Source organism: Rhodospirillum rubrum ATCC 11170, assembly GCF_000013085.1.
In the GTDB taxonomy this organism is placed as follows: domain Bacteria; phylum Pseudomonadota; class Alphaproteobacteria; order Rhodospirillales; family Rhodospirillaceae; genus Rhodospirillum; species Rhodospirillum rubrum.
Window position 1 is genome coordinate 3,707,027 of record NC_007643.1, and the last position, 24,990, is coordinate 3,732,016.

Sequence of the window (24,990 nt, forward strand, 5' to 3'; positions counted from 1 at the left end):
GCGATCCGAGGCCGGGACTTTCGTCACACGACCCTTTTAGCTGTTTGTTTAACGTGGGCGCAAGCCGGTCTCAAATCCCCACGAATCTGGGGCCGACCCTAGCGCCGCTTTCCGCCCATCGTCAAGATCCCGTTCGCCCAAAGCCAGACAAGCGAGTCGCCGCCGCCACCGCACCGGACAGGCGGGGGCATGGAGGACGGTTTTGTTACGAAGGCAAAGCGATGCCCCGATGCCGCTTGCCTCAAGGAAGCGGGCAGAGACCTGAACTTCAAAGGGAAACCCTGGCGTTCCGTGAGTGAGGCGGGAAAAGGATCGATAAAAATCCTGGTCGAACCGAGACTAAAGCGTATACCGTCACCCCGCGGTTCAAAGACCCGTCGCCTTGGGGCGACGATTCGGAACGGAAAGACCCGGAAAGCGGCCTGATACGGGGCGGAACGTCCCCGACACGGCGTGACCGGAGCCTTTCAGGAATAGCGGCGGGAGAGCCCATGAGTACACAACCGGTCCAAGGAGCGGCCGCCGAACCAAAAGAGGCTAGGCCGTCCTACATCGCCCCCGATCTGGTGGTCCGCGGCAAGATCAGCTGCGCGGGCGACCTGCATGTCGGCGGCCGCATCGAAGGTGAAGTCACCTGCGGACAGATTTCCGTGATCGGCGGCGGCGCCATCGATGGCGTCGTCCATGCCGAACGGCTGACCCTCGAGTCGGGCTCGCAAATCAGCGGCGATGTCTGGACGACGCTTCTTGGCGTCAAGGGCGATGCCCGGGTGAGCGCGCGGGTTCATGCCCGCGGCGCCCAGCGCGCCTTCGCCGCGGATAACGCCGAAGAGAGCCGCCGGGGCTCGCCCGCCTCCCGCTCTTCGGTCGTCGAGGCGTTTCCGGCCGCCTGACGCCCGCCCAGACCGACCATTCGCGGCTGACACGGGCGGCGCGGCTTTTCGCAGCCCCGAAAACAGGCTAGGATTCGGTGCGACGTGGGTTTGATCCCGCGAGTCGCGATGGCATGTCCTTGCTCCGTCCAACGACGGCCGCCGTTCGCGGCCCCCAGCCTGATAGCCGCGTTCCCAACCCATGAGTGATTCTACCCAGACCTCCCAGCCCCTTGCCGGCACCGATACTCCCCCCCAGGATCCACCGGGCGGGACGCCGATCGTCGAGTCCCCCAAGCCCCCCGCCAAGTCGGCGGACGAGGCGCCTGGAGGCCCACGGGGCGGGACGCCCGGAGACTTAAGGGGCGGAACGTCCGGAGACCCAAAGGGCGGAACGGCGGCGGAGCGGTCGGCCCACCCCCCCCTGCCCCTGGGCATTCTGCCAACCGCCGGCGGGACCGACGACGGCGACGGGACCGCCGAGAACACCGAGCGGTCTTTCACCTTGCCGGCGACAACGGAGCGCGGCGAGCGCGCCGGCCGTGGCGAGCGGGGGGCGCGCCGCCCGCGCAGCGAACGCCTGCGGCGCAAACACCGCCTGGGCAGCACGCTGATCTGGGTGGCCGGGCTGGGCACCGTCTTCTGGCTTGGTGTCTTTGCCGTTTACGTCGGGGCGACCGTCGGCATCGAAAACATCTTGCTGTACCAGCCGCTGGAAATCGGCGGCATGGTCTCGGGCGCGCTGGTGCCGATCCTGCTGCTGTGGCTGGCCGTCGCCTTTCACGACCGCGCCGCCAAGTTCGGCGAGGAAGCGGAAATCCTGCGCCACTACCTCGAGCAGCTTGCCTATCCCGATGACGCGGCGGTCGATCGCGTCGGCCAGATCACCCAGGCCCTGGTCGCCCAGGCGACGGCCCTGAACGAGGCCTCGCGCACCGCCGTCGCCCGCGGATTGGCGATGCGCGACGATCTGCGCCGCGAGACCGAGGCCATGGAAAGCACGGCCGCCCGCATCGCCGCCGACGCCACCCAGCTCTCCAGCGGCCTCGACCGCCGGATCGAGGGGCTGACGCTCGCCTATACCAAGGCCGGCGACCAGGGCCGCGAGTTGGAAACCCTGCTCGACCGTTTGCAGGGGCAGTTCACCCAGACCGTGCGCAAGACCGGCGACGAGGCCCGCGCCTTTCGCGACGCCCTGACCGACGACCTTGTGCATCTCGACACCCTGATCCAGCGCTCGGCCGAACAGACGCGGATGCTGGCCGGCCTTGGCCAGTCGATCGAACGCATGCTTGACGACTCCGAAGGGGTCGCCGGATCGATCGAACGCCGGGCCGACACCTTGAAGATCCTCTATGGCGATCAGAACCGGGCTCTGGCCCGGGCCAGCGAACAATTGTCCGATGAGGCGGCGCGGATCGCCGAAACCCTCGGCAAGCAGTCGGCGACTTTGGCCCAGGTCACCGAAAGCATGGTCAGCCGGGTGCGGCTGGTCGACGAGACGCTGACCTTACAGGGCCGCAATCTCGCCGAAACCAGCGACGCGGCGCTCGGCCGCCTCAAGGCGGTCGATGGCCTGCTTAGCAAACGCACCGAGGAATTGACCGGAATCGTCGAAGAGGTTCTAGGCCGGCTCGACGAAACGACCGACGCCTTCACCCAGCGTTCGCGCGATCTGGCCACCGCCGGCGAAGAGGCCTCGCGCGGCATGGACGGCGCGGCCGAAACCGCCGGCAACGCCTTGAAGGCCATGGGGCTGGCCATGGGCAAGGTCCAGGAAAAGAGCAAGGGCGTGGCCGAGTTGGTGATCGGCCATGCCGAAACCCTCGACCGTCTGGCCGGTCAGACCGCCACCCAGACCGAGTCCATCCGCAGCGGCCTCAAGGGCCAGACCGACGACCTGATGGGCGTGCTGACCTCGGTCCGCAGCCATATCGATCTGGCCTCGGCGGCGATGGGCAAACAGGCCCGCGACCTCAACGCCACCGCCGAAGGCGTGGTCAGCGCCCTGAAAGACGTGTCCGGCTTGGTCCATACCAGCGGCGGCGAATTGGCGCAGACGGCGACCCGGGTGACCGTCGATCTTGAAGCCGCCGCCAGCACCCTGCGCCGCAACGCCACGGAACTGGGACAGGCCGGCAAGGGCACGGTCGACAGCCTGCGCAACGCCGGCGTCACCCTGGTCGAACAGGCCAGTCTGGTCAAGGACGCGGCCGCCATCGCCGGCAAGGCGATCGCCGAGGCCGATGGCGCCATGCGCGGCCGCGCCTCGGCGGTGTCCGAAGCCGGGCTAACCGTCGAAAAGACGCTGAGCGTCGCCGCCGAGAAGTTCAACATCCAGGCCGGGGCGCTCGATCGCGTCCTTGCCTCCTCGCGCCAGGGATTGGAAACCGCCCTCTCCGACCTCGGACGCCAAACCTCCGAGATGGGAAAATCGGCCGAAACGGCGGCGCGGCGCATCGTCGCCCTGTCCGAGGCCATGGGCCGGGCCGGTGGCGATTTCGACGAGCGCGCCGCCCGGGGCGTCGCCCTGGTCACCCAGGCCGCCGACCGCCTGGGCGAGGTGGTTCAGGAAGTCTCGACCAACGCCGAGCGGGTGACCGGCGCGGTGCGCGCCGCCGCCTCGGAATTCCGCCGCGAGGTCGGCGATGTTTCCGACGGTTCGAAGGCCGCCCTGCGACCGATCCGCGACTCCCTTTCGGCGCTGCGCCGGGAGACCGAACAATTGAGCAGCGTCGCCGCCAATGCCGCCGAAAACGCCCTTGGTCCCTATCGCTCGGCCCTGGCCTCGCTGCGCGGCGAAACCGAACAACTCGGCCTGTTGGGCGGCAATGCGGTCGAGGTCATCGTCACCCCCTTCCGTGAGGCGCTCGCCACCCTGCGCAGCGATACCGACGCCCTGGCCAATGACGGCAAGGCGGCGGCCGAAGGCGCCATCGCCCCCTTCCGCGAGGCGCTGGCCGGCCTGCGCCGCGATACGGAAACCCTGACCTCGGCCGGACGGGTTCTCGCCGAGGCCACCCACAAAACCTCGGGCGCCTTCGTCAAGCAAACCGAAGGGCTGATCGCCGCCTCCCACGAAGCCGAAAAACGGCTGCGCGAGATGAAATCCCTCGAGGACGATCTCGATATCGAAAGCTTCCTCAACTCCTCGACCTATGTCATCGAGAAGCTCGATTCCCTGGCCGTGGACATCACCCGGCTGTTCGCTCCGGCGCGCGAGGAAGACCTGTGGCGGCGCTATCACAAGGGCGACCAGGGGGTTTTCCTGCGCCACCTCGCCCGCGCCATCACCCCCGCCCATGCCGAAGCCATCCGCCTTGCCACCACCAAGGACAAAAGCTTCCGCGACTACGTGTCGTCCTATGTCAGCGAATATGAATCCCTTTTGGAAACCACCCGCAAATCGCCGCGCGCCGACGTGCTGACCGCCCTGTTCATCGGCTCTGATCTCGGCAAGGTCTATATGGTGCTGGCCAAGGCGCTGGGCCGGCTGGAATAACCCGGCCGGCGCGCGACACGACGGGGCCGGCGCGTTTCATCGAAAATAGCGTTGCGAACGATTATCAGTCTCGATATAATCCCCTCCTCTTTTGATGGACATAAGGGGATACCAGATGGATCGCCACGGCACTTTGCGGGTCATTAGCGGCGCCGCGCCGGCGGGCCCGGGTGGTATCCTGGTGGAAGCGGCGCGCGGCTGGGCCCGCCGCCCCGGCCTTCCCGGCGGCTTCACCCCGGCGGTGGCCCGTCAGGTCTGCGCCAGCGGCTTGGCGGCGGCCTTGGGTCCTTTGGAAAGCCTGCTGGCCGTTCTGACGGTTCACGGCCAGTCGCCCCTTGATCTTTCCCCCCCCGGCACGCCGCTTTTCCGCAAGGATGAACTGCTGCTGGCCCGGGTTCTCGAGGGCGCGGTGGCCGAGGGGTTGGTTGAAAGTCCGGCGGTCGCCCGCCTTGGCCGCCGCCTTTCGCCGCGCGGCGAGGCCCTGCTGCGCCGCACCCTGGCCGATCTGGTGCGGGCAAGCCACCTGCGCACCACCCGGGCCCCCCTGCCCTGCGGCCCCGCCCATCCTTTGGCGATCGTTCTCGCCGCCGAATAGGCGGCGCGAAAAAATCCGCTTCTCCCAAAAAGCGCCAAGCGCCGCGCGCTTTCGCCCAACAGTCGGAAAACCTTGACGGTTTTCGACCTTTCCGCCTTTTGCCCCTCAGCCTTGCCCACCCGCTGGCAAGCCGGCGGGCCCCTTATTCCCGCTCAAGATAATCCCCTCTCGATTGAAGATCGCCCATACAGACCTACGTATAGAGTTTGAGGCTGTTGCCGGATGCTCCTGAAGCCCTCCCGCGCTTCTTGACGGAACGACCGGCCGGGTGGAGACGGGACCATGGTGATCTTGGAGGCCCCGTCGGCATTGATGCCGGCGAACGATAACCTGCTGCTCAGCGGCGCTCAGGAACGTCTAAGCCGGGCGCTTGACGGGCTGGTCGCGGCGCTTGACCGCCAAGCGGAAGCCTTGCGCGGTTTCCGCGACAATTGCCAGAAGCTGGAACGCTCGGTCACCACCTGTGGCGATGGTCTCAGACGCTATCAGGCGGCCCTTGAAACCATCGACACCGAAGGATTGCGTCGCTCGGGCGACAGCCTGTTGGCCCTGACCGAATCCTGGCCCGAGATGGCCGAGAGCGACTCGCGCTAGAGAGCGGATCCCGAGCGTTCCGAACCAGGGCGCGACGGTGATTTGCTTGGCTATCCCTAGAGGAGAGCGGCGCGCCTGAAGCGAATTTCGGGCACGCCGCCCTAACCCTATCCCCGCTATTCCCAATCGGATATAAGTCTTTGCGGACATTACTGGGGATAAGAGGGGATCAGGGTGGACACTCCGTCACGCCGCGACGTTCTTGCCGGGCTCGGCCTCGGGGGGATCGCAAGCGCCCTGACACGGGCGGGCTGGACGCGCCCCGCGCGGGCGACTGAGGGCCGGCTATTTCGCGACGATGCCGATCGCAGCCTTTCCCTGCCGGCCGCCCTCGGCTCGGTTCTGCCCGCCGGGCCGGTCGCCGCCGTCTGGCTTTACACCCTGGCGCCCGATCTGATGGCCGGCTGGCCCGATGCCCTGTCGGCCGACCAGCGGGCCCTGATCGCCCCGCCCTACGCCGATCTGCCGGTGCGCGGCCGGGTGGCGCTGCGCGGCGGCACGGTCAATCTTGAAGCCCTGGCCAGCCTGCGCCCCGATCTGATCCTTGATGTCGGCTCGCTCGATCCCTCCTACCGCTCGGTCGCCGAGCGCGTGCAGGGGCAGACCGGCATCGCCTATGCCCTGATCGACGGCGGGCTTGACCGGGTGAGCCAGACCTATGCCCGCCTGGGCGATCTGCTTGGCCGGCCGCAACGGGCCGCCGAACTGGCCGCCTGGGCAAACGCCGAACGGGCCGAGATCACGCGGCGCCTTCCAACCCCGGCCGACCGCCCGGCCATCGCCGTCTATTACGGCCGGGGGGCCAAGGGGATGGAATCGGCGGCCTCGGGGGCGATCACCACCGAAGTCATCGACCTGCTGGGGGCGCGCAATGTGGTCGCCGCCGGCGGCCGGGGGTTGGTGACGATTTCGCCCGAAAGCCTGGTGGTCGCCCGGCCCGAGGTGATCCTGGCCACCGATCAATCGTTCCTGGACGCCCTGCGCGGCGAGCCCCGGTGGCAAAGCCTGCCCGCCGTGCGCGCCGGGCGGCTTTACAAGGTGCCCGCCCTGCCCTTCGGCTGGGTCGACTATCCGCCGGCGATCAACCGCCTGCTCGGCCTGCGCTGGCTGGCCAAGCTGCTCTATCCCGAGGCTTTTCCCGAGCCCCTGGCCCCGGTCGTCCGCGATTTCTTCGCCCGCTTCTATCAGGTCACGCTCAGCCTGCCCCAGGCCGCCGCCCTGGCCGGCGAAGACCGGTAGGGGAAGCCCCCACCGGCCTTGGGCAAGCGTCAGAACGTCACTTTGCCCTTGAGGAAGTAATTGCGCCCCTCTTCCGGGTAGCCCTCGCTGAGCTCGTAGCGGGTATCAAGGATGTTGTTGACCCCGGCTTCCAGGCTGATCGCCTCAGTGACGTCGTAGCGTACCGCGAGGTCGGAGATGACGTACCCATCGACCTTGGTTCCAGCGGTATCGGAATAGCGTTCCGAGGCCAGGGTCACGCTCGGTCGCACCGACAGGGCGTCGGTCAGCGCATAGGCGCCATAGATCACGCCCTTGTGACGCGGCGCGTCGGTGACGTGGATCGCCGATTTCTCGTTCTGGGCATTGAGCAGCGTATACGAGACGCCAAGCTCGGTGCGCGGCAGCACGGTGGTCTGGATGCCCAGTTCCAGACCCTGATGAATGGCGTCGCCAACGTTTTGCATCTGGCTGACATTGCGGGTCAGGGCGACCGATTCGATGGCGTCGGAAATCGCGCTGTGAAAGACCGAGGCATCGATCCGCGTGTTGCCAAACAGCGTCTGCTCGACCCCCAGTTCATAGGTGGCGGCGCGCTCGGCCTCCAGCGACGCATTGGGCAAGCCTCGGCCCATCCGATAGGAATAGCGGTCCTTCAGCGTCGGGAAGCGGCTTTTATAGGCCATCGAGGCGTGCAGGGCGCCGGTGTCGCTATAGCGATAGACACCCTTGATCTGCCAGTTGACGGCGTCGCTGCTGGTCAGCGGGAAATCCGTGATGGCCTTGTTTTGGTAATCCTCGGCCTTCTGGGTATCGCGCCAGTCGTAGCTGAGGCCGGTGATGAGATCGAGATCCCGGGTGACATGGGCGGTGTGCTCGGCGCCAAACGACCAAGTGTTATCGATATCGGTGCGGGTCGGCTCGCCGGCGTTGTGCTCGCGGTGAACGTCCTGCTTGAAATGGGCCGCCAGCTTCAGCGTGCTCCATTCGGCCAGATCGCCGCCAACCTCGCTCGACCCGCCGACCGAGTAGTCATCGTAATAGCTGGTGAACGACGATGCCCGGGCCTGGGTGTCGTAATCCTTATCGTCGAAGGCCTTCAGCCGGTTGACGAACGAGTCATAATAGGCCCGGGTCTTGAGCGACCAGCTTTCGGAAAGCCCCGTCCGCGACAGCCAATAAAGGCTGCGCTTATCCCACTTCGGCCATTGCCAATAGCGCGAGGTGACGCTGCGGTCATCGCCCATATAGGGCGGATTGCCCTTTTCGCCGTGCTGGTAGATGAGGTTGAGCGCGTATTCGTCATCGTCGCGCGGGGTGATCGCCGCCTTGAGGTTGAGCTTGACATCCTCGGCGGCGGAATTGCCGCGATACCCGCCGTTCTCGTCGCGCCCGCTCACCCCATCGGCCAAGCTGAATCCTTCCAGCTTCGACCAACTGCCGCTGCCCTGGACCCAGCCCAGATCCTGGCGACTGCCCGCCGAGAAGGCCGAATAGGCGCCGTTATAGCCGCCGTCGCCAAAGCGCACCCCGCTTTCAAGCTCGCCTTCCAGGGCCTTGGTCGGCTTGCGGGTCACCAGATTGATCACCCCGCCCAGGGCATTGGGGCCGGTCAGCACCGAGCCGCCATCCTTGGCGACCTCGATCTTCGACAAATCGAAGGTGGTGAAGCGCCCCAGATCGACATTGCCGTCATAGGGCACGTAAACCGGAATGCCATCGATCAGAACCGGAACCTGACGCAGCGTGAAACCGCGCACGCTGACCATTTCCTCGTTACGGGCGCCGCCGCGCGACAGCGTCACCCCGGGAACGCGATCGATCGCCTGACTGACCGTCTGGGCGTCGTGGGCGCGCATCTCCTCGCCCCGCACCGTATCGCTGGCCGCCTCGCCGCGCTCCCCGGGGGCGGAGACCAGGATCTCGCCCAATTCAAAAACCGATGCCTCACTTGGCGAAGCCCCCCCGGCCACGACGGTTCCGACCGCCAACAGGGACATGGCAATACCCTTCATGGTTACCCTCCATAGGCATGAACGTATATAGCGCTGGATAAACGGCCCCGTCGGGGGCCGCGAGTCTGGGGGGGGAGATTGGAAAAGGGGGGAGACGGAATGAAAAACGGCGGGAAGACGGAACGGGAAAGGCGCGCGGACGTGACGGGTCAGGCGGTGACCGGCGCCAGCGCTTCGAACCATGCGGTCAGGGCGGCGGGCCGGGGGTCTAGGAGATCGCCCATATCGCCGGTAAAGCGCCGCCAGCCCTCTTCGAAGCGACGGGCCACCGGGATCAGGAAGGGGGTTCCCGAAGCCAGGATATCGAGCATCTCCTCGGACATGCCCGCCCCTTCCAGCTCCAGATGGCCGAAGCGATTGCCAACGATCAGCGCCGGGCGCTCCTCAAGGGCTTGGCGCAGGGCGACGGCGGCCTCGGCGATGGCGGCCGAATCGATGGAGCAGGCGGTGGAGTGGCGCCCGAGGTTTTGCGAGATGACGATCCGCCGCGCCTTGCCGATCACCCGCACAACGGTGCGGGTCACGCCCTCCGCATCAGGCTCGCGGCCCTGCAGCAGGCCGCCGACGCGCAGCTTGCGGGCCAGAAGACCTTCGACGAAATCACCCACCAGGGCGTCGATGCCCTCTTCCTGATCGTAAACCACCCCGGCGAAGCGGGGCAGGCCCTCGTCATCCATCGCGCGCCCTCTTATCCGATCGCCGATCCGGGCGCTCACCCGGCCCGATCTGGCGAAGTCACAGGTTCCTTGACTTCAGTCTCTTATGCACGATCCTATACAGCGTCAACCGATTCAGTCCAATGGTTAAGAGAGCCTCCAGAGCGGCGAGTGGAAAAGGCAAGAGGGGGTTTCCCCGTGATCGCCGCTCTAATCCGCCGAATCCACTGATCGAGGTCCGCCGCCGGGAGTTTTGATGCCCAAAGGTCTTCACCCGCCGCTGTCCCGTCCCTTTCGTCTTGGCCGGGCGATCCCGCGAACGGCCCTGGGCGGGGCCCTCTGTCTGGTCGTCACCCTCACCCTGATCTCCTTCGCCATCGGCCCCTATGGCGTCGCCCCGGGCAAGGTTCTGGCGATTCTGGCCAGCCGGGCGCTTCCCGGCCTTGCCCAGGCCCTGAGCCTGTCTTGGACGCCCGAGGACGAGGTGGTGGTGATGGCCATCCGCCTGCCACGCATCCTGGGGGCGCTTCTGGTCGGCGCCGCCCTGGCCACCTCGGGGGCAACCTTTCAGGGATTATTCCGCAATCCGCTGGTCTCGCCCGATCTGCTGGGCGCGGCGGCGGGGGCTGGGTGCGCCGCCGCCGCCGGCCTTTTGCTGGGGCTTGGCGGCCCGGCCATCCAGGGTCTGGCCTTCCTTGGCGGACTGGCCGCCGTCGGACTGACCTGCTTGATCGCCAAAGGCCGTGGCGGTGCCGGCGACGGCCCCTTGATGATGGTGTTGACCGGGCTGATCGTCGGCACGGTGTTTTCGGCATTCATCGGCCTGATTAAAACCCTGGCCGATCCCGATAACACCCTGCCGGCCATCACCTTCTGGCTGATGGGCAGCCTGTCGGCGATCACCTTGGACGATATCGCGCTCGCCGCTCCGCCGATCGGCTGCGGGGTGGGGCTGGCCTGCCTGCTGCGCTGGCGGTTGAACGCCCTGGCCTTCGGCGATGACGAAGCCCGGGCGCTTGGCATCGATGTCGGCCGCGTCCGACTGGCGGCCATCGTCGCCGCCACCTTGATGACCGCCGCGGCCGTCGCCATCGCCGGCATCATCGGTTTGGTCGGGCTGGTGGTGCCCCATATGACGCGCATGCTGCTTGGCCCCAATCACGCCGTGCTGCTGCCAGCCTGCGCGCTGTTGGGGGGAGCCTTCCTGCTTGGTGTCGATGATCTGGCGCGCAGCCTGGGGCCGACCGAAATCCCGCTTGGCATCCTGACCGCCCTGATCGGCGCGCCCTTGTTCCTGGCGCTGCTTCCCGGGGCGCGGCGGGGATGGCGATGAGCCCACCGCCTTTGCTCGCCGTTACGGATCTGGCCTGCGGCTATCGCGGTCGCCGGGTGCTGGGGGGGATCGGGTTCACCCTGGCGGCGGGGGACCTGCTTTGCCTGCTCGGTCCCAATGGCATCGGCAAGACCACGCTGTTTAAAACCCTGTTGCGGCTGCTGCCCCGCCTTGGCGGCGAGATCCGCCTGAACGGCCGGGATGTGGCGGGGTGGACGGCCAAGCGCTTCGCCGCCGTGGTCGGCTATGTGCCCCAGGCCCATGTGCCGCCCTTTCCCTTCAGCGTGTCCGATGTGGTGGTTCTGGGACGGGTCGCCCATATGGGGGCCTTCGCCGCCCCCTCGCGCGCCGATCGGCTGATCGCCACCCAGGCCCTCGACCTGCTGGGCGCCCGTCATCTGGCCGAGGAGCCCTATACCGAAATCAGCGGCGGCGAGCGCCAGTTGGTGCTGATCGCCCGGGCGCTGGCGCAAAGCCCTTCCCTGCTGATCATGGACGAACCGACCGCCAATCTGGATTTCGGCAATCAACTGCGCGTGCTCGGCCATATCCGTAAGCTGGTCGAAGACTCCGGGCTGGCGGTGGTGATGACCACCCACGATCCCAACCACGCCCTGCACCACGCCACCCGGGTGGCCGCCCTTGGCCGCGATGGCCGGCTGGCCGTCGGCGCTCCCACCGAGGTGGTGAGCGCCGCCTTCTTGCGTGAGACCTATGGCGTGTCCTGCCGCCTTGCCCCCACCCCCCTCCCCGGCCGCCCCGAGGCCCGCACCTGCCTGCCCGGCGACGATCCGGTCGAAAGCCTCGGTCCGCGAGGATAAGCGGAGCGGGCTAAGGACGGATCCAGAAGGGGTCGAGGCGGGGATCGGCGCCGAAGTCGGCGCAGGTGAATTCCCGTTCGGCCCTGGGAAACTCTCTTGCCACCTGAATGCCAGTTGGGCGGATGAAAAGGCGCCAAGTCTCGAGCCGCTGGGGTTTGGTCGCCCCAAGAGCCGCCGGCGTCAGGACGCCAAGATTGCAGCCGCCATCGGGATCACGGACCGATCGATAGCGAATGGCCTCAATCCTTGCCGATCGGGCGATGTCGGCCAAATCCTGGCAGGCCGTGTAATCCAGCCGGTTAACCCATTTCGCCTCATCCTGAGCCAAGGGGGGAAGCGTCAAGTCGATAAGCCGGTCCGCAACGCAGGGAACGCTGAACGCCATATGGTCCGTGGGACGCGCGGGCAAGTCCGTTCCGGGGGATTCGACGAAGAACAGCAGGCGGTAAAACGCCAGTTCGGCGATAGCGGTCTCGACGCTCTCGCTGGCGTAGAACACCCCGTCTTGCTGACCGGCTCGGCGAAACCGCGATCCCGTTGGATAGGGACCATAGCGAAACGGCGTTGACAGAAGATAATGGAACTGACGGCACGAGGGGGGAACGGGTGGCTTCACCTCGTCAATCAGGTCTTCAAGAAGGCGCTGCTCTTCAAGGCTGTCGACCAGTCGCATGGTCGAAGCCCGCGACTGCGCCTCGACCACCCGCCAGACATCCTGACGATAGGGCCGGACTTCAGAGGACAGCGCGTCGGGAGTCCACATAATCCGCCGTCGCCACCAATCCTCTTACGGTTTTCATCAGATCAACGGGGCGGGCCCGCAAAGCGTGGTTCTCGGCGTTCAACCAGGACCGGCTGGAACCATCATCGCCGCCGGTGATGGCGTCGAGGCTGCGGAAAATGCGGACAAAAAACTGCGCCAACTCGAATTCCTTGCGGCCGCGACGCAGCACATACTGGCCCGCGCGCATCCGCGACACCGAAGCTTCCGACAGGCCGATGATCTGGGCCAGACCGGCATTGGTCAGACCGAAATGATCCGATGCGCGCACGGTGGCCTTGGAGAGGACCAGCCCGGCGGCATGGGCGTCGGGTTCCGCCAGGGGACGCGGACCAGTCATCGGCTTTCTCCCGAATGTTATGTCACCCATTCTTTCTATAGAGAGTGGCTTTGGCGGGGACTGACGTCAAGACGCGGCAATCGCCCCTCGAACGCAAACGGCGGCGCGCCTCGTTCGAGGGGTCCGGCGGGCGAAATCGGCTTTTGAGGGGCTTGGGGAATTTTGGAGCGGGTGAAGGGAATCGAACCCTCGTATTCAGCTTGGGAAGCTGATGTTCTACCATTGAACTACACCCGCGTCGGCCAAGGGATATAAGCGAGACGCGGGCGTTTGGCAAGGGCCTCGGCAAGGGAGACGGCGCGCGCCGCCTCCCCGCCACGACCGGCTTGGCCTCAGCCCATGATGTTATAGCCGCCGTCGACGAAATAGGTCGCCCCGGTCATCGCCTTGGCGCCATCGCCAACCAGGAAGGCGGCCAGCGCCCCGCAATCATCGATGGTCACCAACTGGTGCTGGGGGGCGCGCTTGGCCGCGGCTTCCAGCAGTTCGTCGAAGCGATCGAGGCCCGAAGCCGCCCGCGTGCGCAAAGGCCCCGGCGAAATGGCGTTGACGCGGATCCCCTTGGGACCGAGATCGGCGGCCAGATAGCGCGTCACCCCCTCAAGCGCCGCCTTGACCGGTCCCATCATGTTGTAATGCTCGACCACCTTCAACCCGCCATAGAAGGTGACGGTCAGCATCGAGCCGCCGTTTTTCATCAGCGGCTCGGCGTATTTGGCCATGCGCACGAAAGAATGGCACGAGACATCCATCGCCAGCGAGAAGCCTTCGCGCGAACAATCGATGACCGGGGCGTGCAGGTCTTCCTTGGGGGCGAAGGCGATCGAATGCAGGAAGAAATCCAGTTGGCCCCACTCCTCGGCGATGCGATCGAAAACGCCCTTGAGCTGGCCGGATTCGCGCACGTCGCAGGGACCAAGCAGCAAGGCGTCCAGATCCCCAGCCAAAGGCTCGACATAGGGCTTGGCCTTTTCGTTCAGATAGGTGACGGCGATATCGGCGCCCATCTTCTTGAAATAGCGCGCACAGCCAAAGGCGATGCTCTGGTCGTTGGCGATGCCCACGACCAGCCCCTTCTTGCCCCGCAGGCTGAATGGAGTGTCCATAGATGCGATCCCTTGCAAAGTGGAAAACGGCAAGCCCCCTTGCCGCCCACCGTCGGAAAAGGGATTGCTGCAACGCAATATAAGGACTGGGTTCGGGTGTTTTGAGGGGGATCAAGCGGCTTTTTTCGCCGCTGGGCCGGGACCTTAGCGTCCCTGTCGCCCCCATCCTTCCCCCGGCCGCTTCGGCCGGGGCGGCTCACGGAGCCAAAGGCCCCGCGATCTTGTTTAAGCGCGTCGCTCCGCGATCTTCTTTAGGCGCGTCGCTCCGCGATCTCTTTTAAGCGCGTCGCTCCGCGACGACTTTCTGATAAAGCCCCCCGAAGTAGGTTTCCTTGCGCCAGGTGAACGACCCGGCATCGCTGGCGAAGTCGCTGATTTCGCGCGTACACAGGCCCCAGGCGAAAGGCTCCAGGGTGCGGAACACGAAAGCCATGATCGGGCGCAGCGGATGCAGCGCCGCGTAGCGGTGATAATCGACGAACACCACCTTGCCGCCCGGCCGCACCGCCGAAAGCATGTTGTCCACGATCTTGGACTTCACATGGTCGGGCACTTCATGAAGCAGGAAGAAGCAACACACCCCGTCGAAATCGCGATCAAGCGGATCGGCGGCATCGGCCCGGCGCAGGGTGACCTGGGGCAGACCTTCGACCTTGCGGCGGGTATGGTGGATCTGCACCGGCGCCACGTCGTGGACTTCCAGATAACCCTCCGGACCAAGGCGCTCGGCGAGATGACGCGAGAACGGTCCATAAACGCAGGCGGGCTGCAGAACCTCTTGGCCGGGTTCAAATTCCTTGAACGCCGTGGCCATCAGGCGGGTCATGTTTCCCCACAGGATCGCATTGACCACGATTTCGTGGTCAAGCCATTCGACATTGCGGGGATCGAGATAGGCCCAGGTATAGGTCTCTTGCAAATACGCGGGCAGCGGTTTGATGGGATCAGCGACCACCGGACCGGTTTCCGAAAAGGACTGCGAGGCGGGAAAGGCGCTCTCTTCGGGACCGACAGGGCGGACCGCACCTTGGTGCTTAGTCATCCACAACTTTCTCCGGAGGGGAAATCCAAACGGGGCGGGAAGCACTTGGTCATCCGACGTAACGAGTGTCAACCAGATCATACAGCGGCGGGCCGAAAAGGGAAACGTCCGCCCCCGAAAAGCGAGGATACTGCTCTTTATATCAATTCAAAGAAACAGCGCAACAGATTATATTACCCAAGTTTATTTGCGTGTCTAGAATATCCTCAAAGACTGTGAGGCTCCTGCTCTTAGCGCCCCTGAACCGTTACAGCACCCCGGGGAAAGCGGAGCGAACACTATTTAGAAGAATTTCAGTCTCTGGGCCACCGGAAAAATCCGTCCCCCGGCGGCGGTCCGCCATCGCTAGCCGCCCTGATAAAGCGCATGGGCCCGCCGCTCGAAAGCGTCGACCAGTTTCACCGCCGCCTCGGAACTCATGCCCGCCAGCAGGTTCTCCAGGCTGCGCGAACCCAGATCAAGCGTCATGTCCAGCCGGGTCAGGCAACCGCCCGGTTGGGCGTCGAACCACCAGTCGAGGGACAAATCGCGCACCGGCCCGCCGCCTTGCGACGCCACCGAGATCCGCCGGGGCGACACCAGCAGCGTGCGCGAGGTGAAGCGCAGGCGCACCGGCCCCATGCCGATCACCTGATCGGTGCGATAGATCTTGGCATCGGGCCCGTCGCCGGCCGGAGCCGGTCGGGAGTCGATGACCCGGGCGGCGATCCACCACGGCACGAACTGGGGATAGCGTTCGACATCGGCGACCAAGGTGAACATCTGAAGGTCGCTAAAGGGCAGGAAGCGCTCGGCGTGGTGAACACTCATCGATTGGCGATCGTCCCGGGCTTGAAAAAAGGGGAATGAAAAGAACGGGCCCTCCCGTTCCAAGATCTTGATTAGGGGAGTAAATCATCGCCGCCCCCCGGTCGGGATCGCCAGGGGGAGGGGATGTAATCTAGCCGGTCAGCCCCAGGCGTTGGGCGGCGATCACCGCGCCGGTCCGGTTATTGACGCCAAGGGCCTTGAGAATGGCCGTCACGTGAAGTTTGACCGTTCCTTCCGACAGGTCAAGCACGCGGGCAATTTCCTTGTTCGACTTGCCCTGTCCCAGCAACCGCAACACCTCGCCCTGTCGCGGAGTCAACCGTGAGGCGGTGGGACCAGTCGGTCCGCCGGCCCCGCCCGCGGGCGCTTGAACCGCCACCGGTTCAACGATGACCTCATCGTCAAGCAAGGCGGCCGGCAGATACATGCCGCCCGATAAAACCAGCTTGAGGGCGCTGATCATCACCCGGCTGCTTGATGTCTTGGGAATGAAGCCCGAGGCGCCCAGCCGCACGGCGTCGCGCACCAGCTTGCGGTCCTCGCTGGCCGAAAGCACCACCACCGGCGTTTCGGGTGCCGCCAACCGCAGCGCCTGCAGGCCTTCGCTCCACGGCAATCCGGGCATGACCAGATCGACCAGGATCAGGGTGAAGGCCTCGGCCCCGTCGCCATTGGTCGAAACCAGACGCAGCGCCTCGTCATAGGTACAGGCCTCGACGACCTCAAGGGCCGGATCAAGGCTGGACAGAACAAGCCGCAAGCCATCGCGGAACAATTCGTGGTCGTCGGCGATCAGGATTTTCAAAGGGCAGACTCCGCCACAGCGGTCGCGGACAACAGGCGGCGACCCGGTCCAGACCCCGCCCGATATCGCTTGCCCGGGCGCGCTGGGAGCAAGTATGCCAAAAGTCAGAGGGCGGAACCAGTCCGAGACTTAGGTCTTAAAGCTCTTCGACCAGGATATCCGGTCCAGCCACCGTTTCGGCCAGATGACAGGGCGATTGCTTGGCGGCCTTTTTCAGGCGGGCGATCACGCCGCCGATGCGATCAAGATCGCCGATGGCATGACCGGGGGCGAGATGGACCAGCGCGGCGCTGACCGAAAGCAGCGGCAGGCGGCGTTCGATCCCGTCGCGATCGCGCGCCAGCACACAGCCGGCTTGGCGGGTCTCGTCGTCGTAGAAGGCCGTGACATCGGCGGCGAACTTGTCGATCAGGGCGCGGATGCGCGCCGTCACCGCCGCCGGCACCCCTTCGCGCAGAGCGGCGAAAAAGTCGTCGCCGCCGACATGACCGATGAAGAACCCGGCCTCGGCCAATTGGCTGCGCAGCAGATCGGCAAACAGCAAGATCGCCCGATCGCCCTGGCGGAAGCCGTATTTGTCGTTGAACGGCTTGAAATGGTCGAAATCCAGATAGACCAGACTGGCCCCCTGGCGATCATCGGCCAGGATTTCACCCAATTCGGTGTTGATCACCGTGTTCCCCGGCAGACGGGTCAGCGGATTCTGATCGCGGGCGACCTCAAGGTTCTTGTCGTTGATGACCCGCAACAGCGAAGCCGCCGTCAAAAACCCCCGATACCGGCCATCCTGGGTGATGATCAGCCCGTCGCTGGAGGGAGTCGTGGAAAAAGCCTCCAGGATCTTTTCGGCCCGGGTATCGATGTCAACGCGCGGACAGCGCGTGAGAAAGGCGCTCAGGGTGCGGCCCAGGGCTTTGTTGCCGATCAGATCCTTGCCATAGAGCGAATAGGTGTATTCCTTGAGATCGACCTCGCGGACGATGCCCAGCGGTTCGCCGCGCTCGTCGACCACCGGAAAGAACGTGCGATCCTTCTGGCGGCGAAAGCGCTCGAACACATCGGCCATCTTTGTCGAAATCATCAAGGGATCGATTTCGTCCATCTGGGCGGCCACCAGATGTTGGTCGCCACGGCCTCGGCGCTGGCTGGTGGCATTGAGGGCGGCGACCTGGGGATAGACTTCGGGCAGGCGCCGGGGGTCACGGTCGGGCTTGGCCAGCACCGGCCCGCGCACCAGATCGCAGCCGGCGTCGCGGCAGGCATGATAATCGGCGAGATGCTCGACCTGGGGGGCGATCACCTGGGCGCCCAGCAAATGGGCCACGTCGACCAGATGCCCCAGAAACAACCGCCGCGTCTGGTCGATCGCCTGGGTCGAGACGAAATAGGGATCAAGCACGACATAATCGGGCTTCACCGCGGCCAACAACGCCAAGCCGGCATGACCGCCGCCAAAGCCATCCAGGGCGATCGAGCCGACAGCGCCGCGCATCTGCACCACCGCTCCGGCCACCCGGTCCAGCGCCCGCTCGCCAGACCCGCCGCCCAAATCAAGGATCGACCGGCGCTCGGACAGGCTGAGCGTGATCACCCGGCGATCGACGCCATGGGCATCAAGAAGCATGGCCAGCCGCGCCGCCATATCGGGCCAGCGCACGACAAGACCGAAATCAAGGCCAAGAAACAGGCGCTGGTCGCGCCCGGCCGATACGGCGGCGAACAAGGCGATGGCCGACGACCAGACCGCCGCCTCGATCGCCTCGCGCAGAAGAAGATCGTCTTCCTCGCGCCCCCCTGGGGGCGGACCGGCCACCGCCTGATAGCCGATGACCCGGCCACTGCGCAGGCTGATCACCGGATCAAGAGCGACGTCACGGCCCAGGGAAGACAGATCGGCAACGCAAGATGCTTGAACGGTCATGCGCCATCCTCTTCACCCCCGCCATGCCCGGCACGGCGGACGTCGATACGATAGCCGACGGCGGCGGTGAATCGTCAACCTCCGATCCACAAAGAAACAAATAATTCACGCCTTTTGGTTGCGCCAAAAGGATAGGGTTCAGCCTTGGTTCGCCTGCCCGTTGGTGCCGATCAGCGCGATCAAGGCCTTGACCGTGTTCTCCGCGCCCTCGGCGATTTGGCTGATGCTGGCATCAAGCATGTAGCACGGCGAAGAGACAAGCCGTAAGGCACGGTCAACAACCACCTCGGCGTGCGTCGCCTTTTGGTGGTGCGCCCCCAAGGCCGTGATCGCCTCCGCCGTCGCCGCATCCGAGCCGATAGTCAGGACGCCTTCGCCAAACACCCGGGCCAGAACGACCGGGGCGATGCACAGGGCGCCGATCGCCAATCCGGCCGCCCGCGCCGCCCGCAAGGCGCGCTCGACGGTGGGATCGACCGCGCAGTCGGCGCCGTCGATGGCGAAGCTACACAGATTTTTCGCCGCTCCAAAGCCGCCGGGCAAAATCAGGGCATCAAACGCCGCCGGGTCGAAATCGGCCAGATCGTCGATGGCGCCGCGGGCGATGCGCGCCGATTCGCACAGCACATTGCGGGTTTCGCCGGTGGGCTGGCCGCTGCGGTGGTCGATCACGTGATACTGCGGCCGATCGGGCGCGAAACAGCGCGCCACCCCGCCCTGGCGGTCGATCGCCAGCAAGGTCAGAACGCTTTCGTGGATTTCCGCGCCATCAAACACGCCGCAGCCCGAAAGCAGCACCGCGAACCTGGGCTTGTCTGTCATAGTCGTTCCTCTCCATATTCCGGGTGGGACGGGTCTCTCGCTCCGTTCTCACTCCAGGTTAGGACCCGGACATCGCCATGCCAACCCGCAGTTCCCCAGCCGCCGTCTCTCCGTCCACCGCCTATGCCGCCCTGGAACGCCGCTTCGCCCGGCTGAGGGCCATCGAAGACTCGATCGCCTTCCTCCATTGGGATCAGTCGGCGGTGATGCCCGCTGGCGGGGCGTCAAGCCGCGCCGATCAGCTCGCCACCCTGGCCGGTCTCCACCACGACCTGCTGACCGCGCCCGACACCGCCGAGATGATCGCCCTGGCCGATCCGCTGGCCGAAGCCGAAAGCGCCGAGGACGGGGCGTGGCGGCTGGCCAATCTGGCCGAGATCACCCGCATCCATGCCCATGCCATGGCCCTGCCCGGCGATCTGGTCGAAGCCCTGTCGCGGGCCGGCAACGCCTGCGAGCGGGTCTGGCGCGAGGCCCGGCCACTGGGCGATTTCGCCCTGGTCGAAGGCCCGCTCGGCCAATTGCTTGGTCTGGTGCGCGACTCGGCGGCCGCCAAGGCCGAGGCCCTGGGCGTCGCCCCCTATGACGCCCTGCTCGATCAATACGAGCCCGGCGGCTCCTCGGCCCGCATCGATGGGATCTTCGATGATCTGGAGGCCTTCCTGCCCGATTTCCTCGGCCGGGTGATCGAGCGCCAGGGAGCGGCCGCCGAGGCGCCCGCCGGTCCCTTCCCGATTCCCACCCAACAGGCGGTCGGCCGGGCGACGATGGAAAGCCTGGGCTTTGATTTCGACCACGGCCGCCTGGATGTCTCGCTCCATCCGTTTTGCGGCGGCTCGCCCCAGGATCTGCGGCTGACCACGCGCTATGACGAAGCCGATTTCACCAGCGCCCTGATGGGGGTGATCCACGAAACCGGCCATGCGCTGTATGAACAGGGCCTGCCGCGCGACCGCCTGTCCCAGCCCGTCGGCCGGGCGCGGGGGATGAGTGTTCATGAAAGCCAGTCGCTGCTTTTCGAAATGCAGGCCGGGCGCTCGCGCGCCTTCATCAGCCATTGCGCCCCGGCCTGGAAGGCGGCCTTCGGCGGCGAGGGTGAGGCGTGGCGGGCCGACAGCCTGTATCGCCATTTCACCCGGGTCGAGCCCGGCTTCATCCGCGTCGATGCCGACGAGGTGACCTATCCCGCCCATGTCATCGTCCGCTATCGCCTGGAAAAGGCCCTGATCGAAGGACGGATGGCGCTGGGCGATCTGCCGACGGCCTGGAACGACGCCATGGAACGGCTGCTGGGCGTGCGCCCGCCTAACGACCGCCTGGGCTGCCTGCAAGATATCCATTGGTATGATGGCGCCTGGGGGTATTTCCCCACCTATACGCTGGGAGCGATGACCGCCGCCCAGGTGTTTGACGCGGCGAGCCGGGCGGTTCCCGATATCGGGCCGGCGATCGGCCGGGGTGATTTCACCCCGCTGCTCGGCTGGCTGCGCACGCATATCCACGCCAAGGGATGCCTGCTGTCGACCGACGCCCTGCTGCGCGAAGCCACCGGCCGACCGCTCGACGCCAGTGTGTTCAAAGCGCATCTGACGCGGCGTTATCTGGAAGACCGCTAAGCTTGCCCGCCGGGGAACGGGGCATTACTGTCCCGCCGGCGAGCGCGCTTTCCCGCCACCCGTGCTGGAGTCCGAACAGGTGAGATATGTAAGCACACGGGGTCAGGCCCCGGTCCTGTCCTTTGATGATGTCCTGCTGGCCGGGCTGGCCAGTGACGGGGGGCTTTATGTCCCGCAGACCTGGCCCAGTTTCTCCGAAGACGATATCCGGGACATGCGCGCGCTGACCTATCAGGAGTTGGCGGTGCGGGTGATGGGCCCCTTCATGGGCGCCGCCGTCACCGATGACGAATTGACCGAGGTGGTCGAACAGGCCTATGCCGGCTTTTCCCATCCCGCCGTCGCCCCGCTGGTGCAGATCGGCGCCCACGACTGGGTGATGGAGCTGTTCCACGGTCCGACCCTGGCCTTCAAGGATTACGCCCTGCAGGTCGTCGGCGGCCTGTTCGACCTGATCCTCACCCGGCGCGGCAGCCGCATCACCGTTGTCGGCGCGACCAGTGGCGATACGGGCAGCGCCGCCATCGAGGCCTGCCGCGACCGCGAGGCGGTCGATGTCATCATCTTGCTGCCCAAGGGCCGGGTCTCGGAGGTCCAGCGCCGCCAGATGACGACGGTGACCAGCTCCAACGTCCATGCCATCGAGGTCGAAGGCACCTTCGATGATTGTCAGGCCCTGGTGAAGGCGCTGTTCAACGACCCCGCCTTCCGCTCCGAGGTCAATCTGGCGGCGGTCAATTCCATCAACTGGGCGCGGATCATGGCCCAGACGGTTTATTACTTCTGGGCCGCCCTGCAGCTTGGCGCGCCCGACCGCTCGCTTGGCTTCAGCGTGCCCACCGGCAATTTCGGCAATGTGCTGGCGGGCTATTGCGCCAAGCGCATGGGCCTGCCGATCGACCGTCTGGTGGTCGGCTCCAACAGCAACGACATCCTGACCCGCTTCCTGGAAACCGGCACCATGCAGTCGCGCGGCGTGGTTCAGACCCACAGCCCGTCGATGGACATCCAGGTGTCGAGCAACTTTGAGCGCCTGCTGTTCGAGGTGGTCGACCGCGACAGCGCCGAGGTCGAGCGGCTGATGGCCCAATTCGCCCTGACCGGCGGCTATACCCTTGATAGCGCCCTTCATCAGGAGCTTCTTGGGCTGTTCCGCGGCTTCCGGGTTGATAACGACGCCACCTTGCGCGCCATCGCCGAACTTTACGCCGCCACCGGCATGATCCTTGATCCCCATAGCGTCATCGGCGTCATCGCCGGGCGCGAAGCCGGCCACCGCGACACCGGCACTCCGATGGTCGCCCTGGCCACCGCCCATCCGGCCAAATTCGCCGATGTGGTTGAACAAGCCACCGGCCAGCGCCCGGCCCTGCCCGGCGCGCTTTCCGACCTTTTGACCCGACCCGAACGCCGGGCCGAGGTCGCCAACGACCCCGAGGCGGTGAAAGCGCTGGTGCGCAGCCTCTCGCGGGTCCCTGGAGCATCCGCATGAGCCAGTCCGTCCGTGTCACCCGCCTGCCCGGCGGGTTGACCGTCGCCACCGATTTCGTACCCTCGGTGGAAAGCCTAACCCTTGGTGCCTGGGTCGCCACCGGCACCCGCCACGAGGCCCCCGCCGTCAACGGCGTGTCCCATCTGCTCGAACACATGGCCTTCAAGGGCACGCGCAAGCGCAGCGCCCGCCAGATCGCCGAAGAGATCGAAGCGGTCGGCGGCCATCTCAACGCCTATACCAGCCGCGAGAACACCGCCTATTACGCCCGCGTGCTGCGCGAGGACGAAGACGTGGCGCTCGATATCCTGGGCGACATCCTTCAACATTCGACCTTCGATCCGACCGAGCTGGGCCGCGAGCGCGAGGTGGTGGTTCAGGAGATCTATCAGGCGATCGATACGCCCGATGACATCATCTTCGATCATTTCCAGGAAACCGCCTTCCCCGATCAGGCACTGGGCCGGCCGGTGCTGGGCACCGAAAAGGTGGTGCGCGGCCTGACCCGCGAGATCGTCGACGGCTATATGCGCGCCCATTACGCGCCCGAGCGCACGGTGGTCGCCGCCGCTGGCCGCATCGATCACGACGCCTTCGTCGCCAAGGTCACCGAGCACTTCTCGGCCCTGCCCGGCCGGGGGATTCCCGCCGAGGAACCCGGTCGCTATGCCGGTGGCGTTTTCCGCGAGGAACGCGACCTTGAACAGGTCCACATCGTTCTGGGATTCGAGGGCATCTGCCACGGCGATGACGATTATTACGCCGCCAGCGTGCTCTCCACCCTGCACGGCGGCGGCATGTCGTCGCGGCTGTTCCAGGAAATCCGCGAGAACCGGGGGCTGGCCTATTCGATCTACAGCTTCTCGTCGAGCTATCAGGATACCGGGCTTTACGCCATCTACGCCGGAACCAGCGAGAAGGAAGCCGCCGAGCTGATCCCGGTGTTGTGCGACGAGACCGCCCGGCTGGCCGATAGCCTGACCGAGGTCGAGGTGGCCCGCGCCCGCGCCCAGCTCAAGGCCAGCATCCTGATGGCCCTGGAAAGCACCTCGTCGCGCTGCGAGCAGATGGCCCGCCAGATCCAGGTCTATGGCCGGCCGATCGGCATCGACGAGGTGGTGGCCAAGCTTGATGGCGTCACCATCGATCAAGTCGCCGCCTGCGCCCGACGGATCTTTACCCGCCCCCCCACCCTGGCGGCGATCGGACCTTTGGCCGGGGTCGAGGACTACGATAAGATCGTCGCCCGCCTGAAGCCGTGACAAGATCGTCGCCCGCCTGAAGCCGTGATGGAAAGGCGGGGAGGAAATGGCCCGAGCGCCGTTTCCTCCCCGCTTACCGATTTGTAATTCCCCGCCCATGGAGTGGCGAGACGGACTGGGGCATTCTATCTGGGTAGGACGGATCCCGACCGCGGACCCCCCACCAACGGATAGCCCATGCCCCCACCCCCCGCTTCCCGGCCGCGCCGGCCTTCCCGCCGTACCCTTGTTCTGATCCTTGGCCTTCTCGCCGCCTGCGCTCTCGGCGCCTGGGCACTCGGCTGGTTCGGCGCCAATGGCGACAAGGCGCCACCGCCGCGCCAGCAGACCGTCGAGTTGGGCAGCGTCGAAAACGCCATCACCGCCGTCGGCTCGCTCCAGCCCAAAACCTATGTCGATGTCGGCGCCCAGGTCTCGGGCAAGGTCTCCCATCTGCCCGTCGTCATCGGCGACCGGGTGGAAAAGGGCGATCTGCTGACCGTCATCGATCCCCGCACCTATGAAGCCCGGGTGCGCACCGACAAGGCGGCTTTGGCCAAGCTGCACGCCGACCGCCGAAAGGCCGAGGCCCAGCTTGGGCTGTCGCGCCAGCAACGCGCCCGCACCGAACGGCTGTTCCAGGCCAAGGCGACCAGCCAGGATTCCCTGGATTCGGCCCGGACCACCGTTCTTGTCGATCAGGCGGCGATCGAATCGATCGATGCCCAGATCGAACAGGCCCTGGCCGAGCTTGACGCCGATCAGGCCGATCTTGATTACACCCAGGTCTATGCGACGATGAGCGGCACCATTGTGTCGATCGCCGTGGTCGAGGGGCAAACCCTGAACTCGGTGCAATCGGCCCCCGATCTGATGCGCATCGCCGATCTCGACACCATGACCGTCAAGGCCGAGGTCGCCGAGGCCGATATCACCGCGATCAAACCCGGCATGCCGGGCTATTTCACCACCCTGGGCGGCGGCGGACGGCGCTGGCAGGGCACCGTGCGGCTGATCGAGCCGACCCCGGTCACCGACAACGACGTGGTGCTTTATAACGTGCTGATGGATGTGGCCAATCCCGATGGCGCGCTGATGACCGACATGACCGCCCAGGTCTTTTTCCTCAAGGACCGGGCCGAGAACGTGCCGGTGGTGCCGCTGGCAGCCTTGACGCCGACGGCGACGGCCGGCACCTGGACGGCCAGCGTGCAGGGCCCGGGCGGCCTGGAACAGCGCACCGTGACCACCGGCGTCGTCAATCGCGCCCTGGCCCAGGTGGTCGACGGGCTGGCGGTTGGCGACAAGGTGGTGCTGCCGCGCGCCACCCCGGGCGCCACCGCCGGCGGCTTCAAGCCGCCGCCGATGCTTTAGATCCCACCTTTCAGACCCCGCCTTTCAGAAAGGT

At 65.9% G+C, this 24,990-nt stretch carries 21 protein-coding genes, 1 tRNA gene and 1 riboswitch; of the genes, 11 read left to right on the forward strand and 11 right to left on the reverse strand.

Annotated features, from left to right (window positions below; all coding sequences use genetic code 11):
• Positions 1-15 precede the first annotated feature (15 nt).
• Positions 16-92: riboswitch (SAM riboswitch) on the reverse strand.
• Between the two features lie 399 nt (positions 93-491).
• From RRU_RS16585 to RRU_RS16605, 5 genes are all read left to right on the forward strand, one after another.
• The gene (locus RRU_RS16585; protein WP_011390963.1) at positions 492-893 is read left to right on the forward strand and encodes a bactofilin family protein; all 402 of its coding nucleotides are present in this window, start codon (positions 492-494) and stop codon (positions 891-893) included.
• Positions 894-1,377: 484 nt separating this feature from the next.
• Positions 1,378-4,374, forward strand: a complete 2,997-nt coding sequence (locus RRU_RS16590) for a hypothetical protein (RefSeq protein ID WP_014626538.1) — start codon at positions 1,378-1,380, stop codon at positions 4,372-4,374.
• Positions 4,375-4,489: 115 nt separating this feature from the next.
• Positions 4,490-4,969, forward strand: a complete 480-nt coding sequence (locus RRU_RS16595; protein WP_014626539.1) for a hypothetical protein — start codon at positions 4,490-4,492, stop codon at positions 4,967-4,969.
• 282 nt (positions 4,970-5,251) lie between these two features.
• On the forward strand, positions 5,252-5,563 hold the full coding sequence (locus RRU_RS16600; protein ID WP_011390966.1) for a hypothetical protein: 312 nt from the start codon (positions 5,252-5,254) through the stop codon (positions 5,561-5,563).
• 174 nt (positions 5,564-5,737) lie between these two features.
• Positions 5,738-6,802 carry an iron ABC transporter substrate-binding protein gene (locus RRU_RS16605; protein ID WP_011390967.1) on the forward strand — a complete coding sequence of 355 codons (1,065 nt, stop codon included), beginning with the start codon at positions 5,738-5,740 and terminating at the stop codon, positions 6,800-6,802.
• A gap of 29 nt (positions 6,803-6,831) precedes the next feature.
• Here RRU_RS16605 and RRU_RS16610 read toward each other — a convergent pair whose 3' ends face one another.
• On the reverse strand, positions 6,832-8,781 hold the full coding sequence (locus tag RRU_RS16610; RefSeq protein ID WP_237703785.1) for a TonB-dependent receptor plug domain-containing protein: 1,950 nt from the start codon (positions 8,779-8,781) through the stop codon (positions 6,832-6,834).
• A 164-nt stretch (positions 8,782-8,945) separates the two neighbouring features.
• Entirely contained in the window at positions 8,946-9,473 is a 528-nt protein-coding gene (locus tag RRU_RS16615) for a DUF2478 domain-containing protein (RefSeq protein ID WP_011390969.1), read from the reverse strand.
• 235 nt (positions 9,474-9,708) lie between these two features.
• Here RRU_RS16615 and RRU_RS16620 point away from each other — a divergent pair, with 235 nt between their 5' ends.
• Positions 9,709-10,785 (forward strand): FecCD family ABC transporter permease, encoded by a 1,077-nt coding sequence (locus RRU_RS16620; RefSeq protein ID WP_011390970.1) that lies wholly within the window; start codon positions 9,709-9,711, stop codon positions 10,783-10,785.
• Positions 10,782-11,606: an ABC transporter ATP-binding protein gene (locus RRU_RS16625; RefSeq protein ID WP_011390971.1), complete on the forward strand. Its 825-nt coding sequence runs from the start codon at positions 10,782-10,784 to the stop codon at positions 11,604-11,606. Before RRU_RS16620 ends, RRU_RS16625 begins: the two co-directional genes overlap by 4 nt.
• Before the next feature lie 10 nt (positions 11,607-11,616).
• Here RRU_RS16625 and RRU_RS16630 read toward each other — a convergent pair whose 3' ends face one another.
• The 9 genes from RRU_RS16630 to elbB all read right to left on the reverse strand — a co-directional run bounded on the left by RRU_RS16630 (position 11,617) and on the right by elbB (position 19,233).
• Positions 11,617-12,369: an RES family NAD+ phosphorylase gene (locus tag RRU_RS16630; protein ID WP_042440237.1), complete on the reverse strand. Its 753-nt coding sequence runs from the start codon at positions 12,367-12,369 to the stop codon at positions 11,617-11,619.
• Entirely contained in the window at positions 12,341-12,727 is a 387-nt protein-coding gene (locus tag RRU_RS16635; protein WP_011390973.1) for an MbcA/ParS/Xre antitoxin family protein, read from the reverse strand. Before RRU_RS16635 ends, RRU_RS16630 begins: the two co-directional genes overlap by 29 nt.
• A gap of 163 nt (positions 12,728-12,890) precedes the next feature.
• Positions 12,891-12,964 (reverse strand) — tRNA-Gly (locus RRU_RS16640).
• Positions 12,965-13,059: 95 nt separating this feature from the next.
• Entirely contained in the window at positions 13,060-13,833 is a 774-nt protein-coding gene (gene fabI, locus RRU_RS16645; RefSeq protein WP_011390974.1) for an enoyl-ACP reductase FabI, read from the reverse strand.
• A gap of 277 nt (positions 13,834-14,110) precedes the next feature.
• Complete coding sequence (rquA, locus tag RRU_RS16650) at positions 14,111-14,875, reverse strand: rhodoquinone biosynthesis methyltransferase RquA (protein ID WP_011390975.1); 765 nt, start codon at positions 14,873-14,875, stop codon at positions 14,111-14,113.
• 345 nt (positions 14,876-15,220) lie between these two features.
• The gene (locus tag RRU_RS16655) at positions 15,221-15,685 is read right to left on the reverse strand and encodes a type II toxin-antitoxin system RatA family toxin (protein WP_011390976.1); all 465 of its coding nucleotides are present in this window, start codon (positions 15,683-15,685) and stop codon (positions 15,221-15,223) included.
• Positions 15,686-15,815: 130 nt separating this feature from the next.
• Positions 15,816-16,490: a LuxR C-terminal-related transcriptional regulator gene (locus RRU_RS16660; protein WP_011390977.1), complete on the reverse strand. Its 675-nt coding sequence runs from the start codon at positions 16,488-16,490 to the stop codon at positions 15,816-15,818.
• A gap of 136 nt (positions 16,491-16,626) precedes the next feature.
• Positions 16,627-18,411 carry a GGDEF domain-containing protein gene (locus tag RRU_RS16665; RefSeq protein ID WP_011390978.1) on the reverse strand — a complete coding sequence of 595 codons (1,785 nt, stop codon included), beginning with the start codon at positions 18,409-18,411 and terminating at the stop codon, positions 16,627-16,629.
• Positions 18,412-18,549: 138 nt separating this feature from the next.
• Entirely contained in the window at positions 18,550-19,233 is a 684-nt protein-coding gene (elbB, locus tag RRU_RS16670; RefSeq protein WP_011390979.1) for an isoprenoid biosynthesis glyoxalase ElbB, read from the reverse strand.
• A gap of 77 nt (positions 19,234-19,310) precedes the next feature.
• Between elbB and RRU_RS16675 the strand changes: the two genes are divergently transcribed.
• From RRU_RS16675 to RRU_RS16690, 4 genes are all read left to right on the forward strand, one after another.
• A complete protein-coding gene (locus RRU_RS16675) occupies positions 19,311-20,849 on the forward strand; it encodes a carboxypeptidase M32 (protein WP_011390980.1) in 1,539 nt (512 codons plus the stop codon).
• Positions 20,850-20,928: 79 nt separating this feature from the next.
• Positions 20,929-22,341 carry a threonine synthase gene (gene thrC / locus RRU_RS16680; protein ID WP_011390981.1) on the forward strand — a complete coding sequence of 471 codons (1,413 nt, stop codon included), beginning with the start codon at positions 20,929-20,931 and terminating at the stop codon, positions 22,339-22,341.
• A complete protein-coding gene (locus RRU_RS16685) occupies positions 22,338-23,603 on the forward strand; it encodes a M16 family metallopeptidase (protein WP_011390982.1) in 1,266 nt (421 codons plus the stop codon). The genes thrC and RRU_RS16685 overlap by 4 nt, the downstream gene beginning before the upstream one ends.
• Before the next feature lie 177 nt (positions 23,604-23,780).
• The gene (locus tag RRU_RS16690) at positions 23,781-24,956 is read left to right on the forward strand and encodes an efflux RND transporter periplasmic adaptor subunit (protein ID WP_011390983.1); all 1,176 of its coding nucleotides are present in this window, start codon (positions 23,781-23,783) and stop codon (positions 24,954-24,956) included.
• The last annotated feature ends 34 nt before the right edge of the window (positions 24,957-24,990 follow it).

Bases quoted from the DNA above. Each gene is read 5' to 3' on its own strand.
- RRU_RS16625 (WP_011390971.1), top strand. From the start codon at position 10,782: ATGAGCCCACCGCCTTTGCTCGCCGTTACGGATCTGGCCTGCGGCTAT.
- RRU_RS16595 (WP_014626539.1), top strand. From the start codon at position 4,490: ATGGATCGCCACGGCACTTTGCGGGTCATTAGCGGCGCCGCGCCGGCG.
- rquA (WP_011390975.1), bottom strand. From the start codon at position 14,875: ATGACTAAGCACCAAGGTGCGGTCCGCCCTGTCGGTCCCGAAGAGAGC.
- RRU_RS16615 (WP_011390969.1), bottom strand. From the start codon at position 9,473: ATGGATGACGAGGGCCTGCCCCGCTTCGCCGGGGTGGTTTACGATCAG.
- RRU_RS16610 (WP_237703785.1), bottom strand. From the start codon at position 8,781: ATGTCCCTGTTGGCGGTCGGAACCGTCGTGGCCGGGGGGGCTTCGCCA.
- RRU_RS16635 (WP_011390973.1), bottom strand. From the start codon at position 12,727: ATGACTGGTCCGCGTCCCCTGGCGGAACCCGACGCCCATGCCGCCGGG.
- RRU_RS16585 (WP_011390963.1), top strand. From the start codon at position 492: ATGAGTACACAACCGGTCCAAGGAGCGGCCGCCGAACCAAAAGAGGCT.
- RRU_RS16620 (WP_011390970.1), top strand. From the start codon at position 9,709: ATGCCCAAAGGTCTTCACCCGCCGCTGTCCCGTCCCTTTCGTCTTGGC.
- RRU_RS16675 (WP_011390980.1), top strand. From the start codon at position 19,311: ATGCCAACCCGCAGTTCCCCAGCCGCCGTCTCTCCGTCCACCGCCTAT.
- RRU_RS16655 (WP_011390976.1), bottom strand. From the start codon at position 15,685: ATGAGTGTTCACCACGCCGAGCGCTTCCTGCCCTTTAGCGACCTTCAG.
- RRU_RS16665 (WP_011390978.1), bottom strand. From the start codon at position 18,411: ATGACCGTTCAAGCATCTTGCGTTGCCGATCTGTCTTCCCTGGGCCGT.
- fabI (WP_011390974.1), bottom strand. From the start codon at position 13,833: ATGGACACTCCATTCAGCCTGCGGGGCAAGAAGGGGCTGGTCGTGGGC.
- RRU_RS16600 (WP_011390966.1), top strand. From the start codon at position 5,252: ATGGTGATCTTGGAGGCCCCGTCGGCATTGATGCCGGCGAACGATAAC.
- RRU_RS16685 (WP_011390982.1), top strand. From the start codon at position 22,338: ATGAGCCAGTCCGTCCGTGTCACCCGCCTGCCCGGCGGGTTGACCGTC.
- RRU_RS16630 (WP_042440237.1), bottom strand. From the start codon at position 12,369: ATGTGGACTCCCGACGCGCTGTCCTCTGAAGTCCGGCCCTATCGTCAG.
- elbB (WP_011390979.1), bottom strand. From the start codon at position 19,233: ATGACAGACAAGCCCAGGTTCGCGGTGCTGCTTTCGGGCTGCGGCGTG.
- RRU_RS16690 (WP_011390983.1), top strand. From the start codon at position 23,781: ATGCCCCCACCCCCCGCTTCCCGGCCGCGCCGGCCTTCCCGCCGTACC.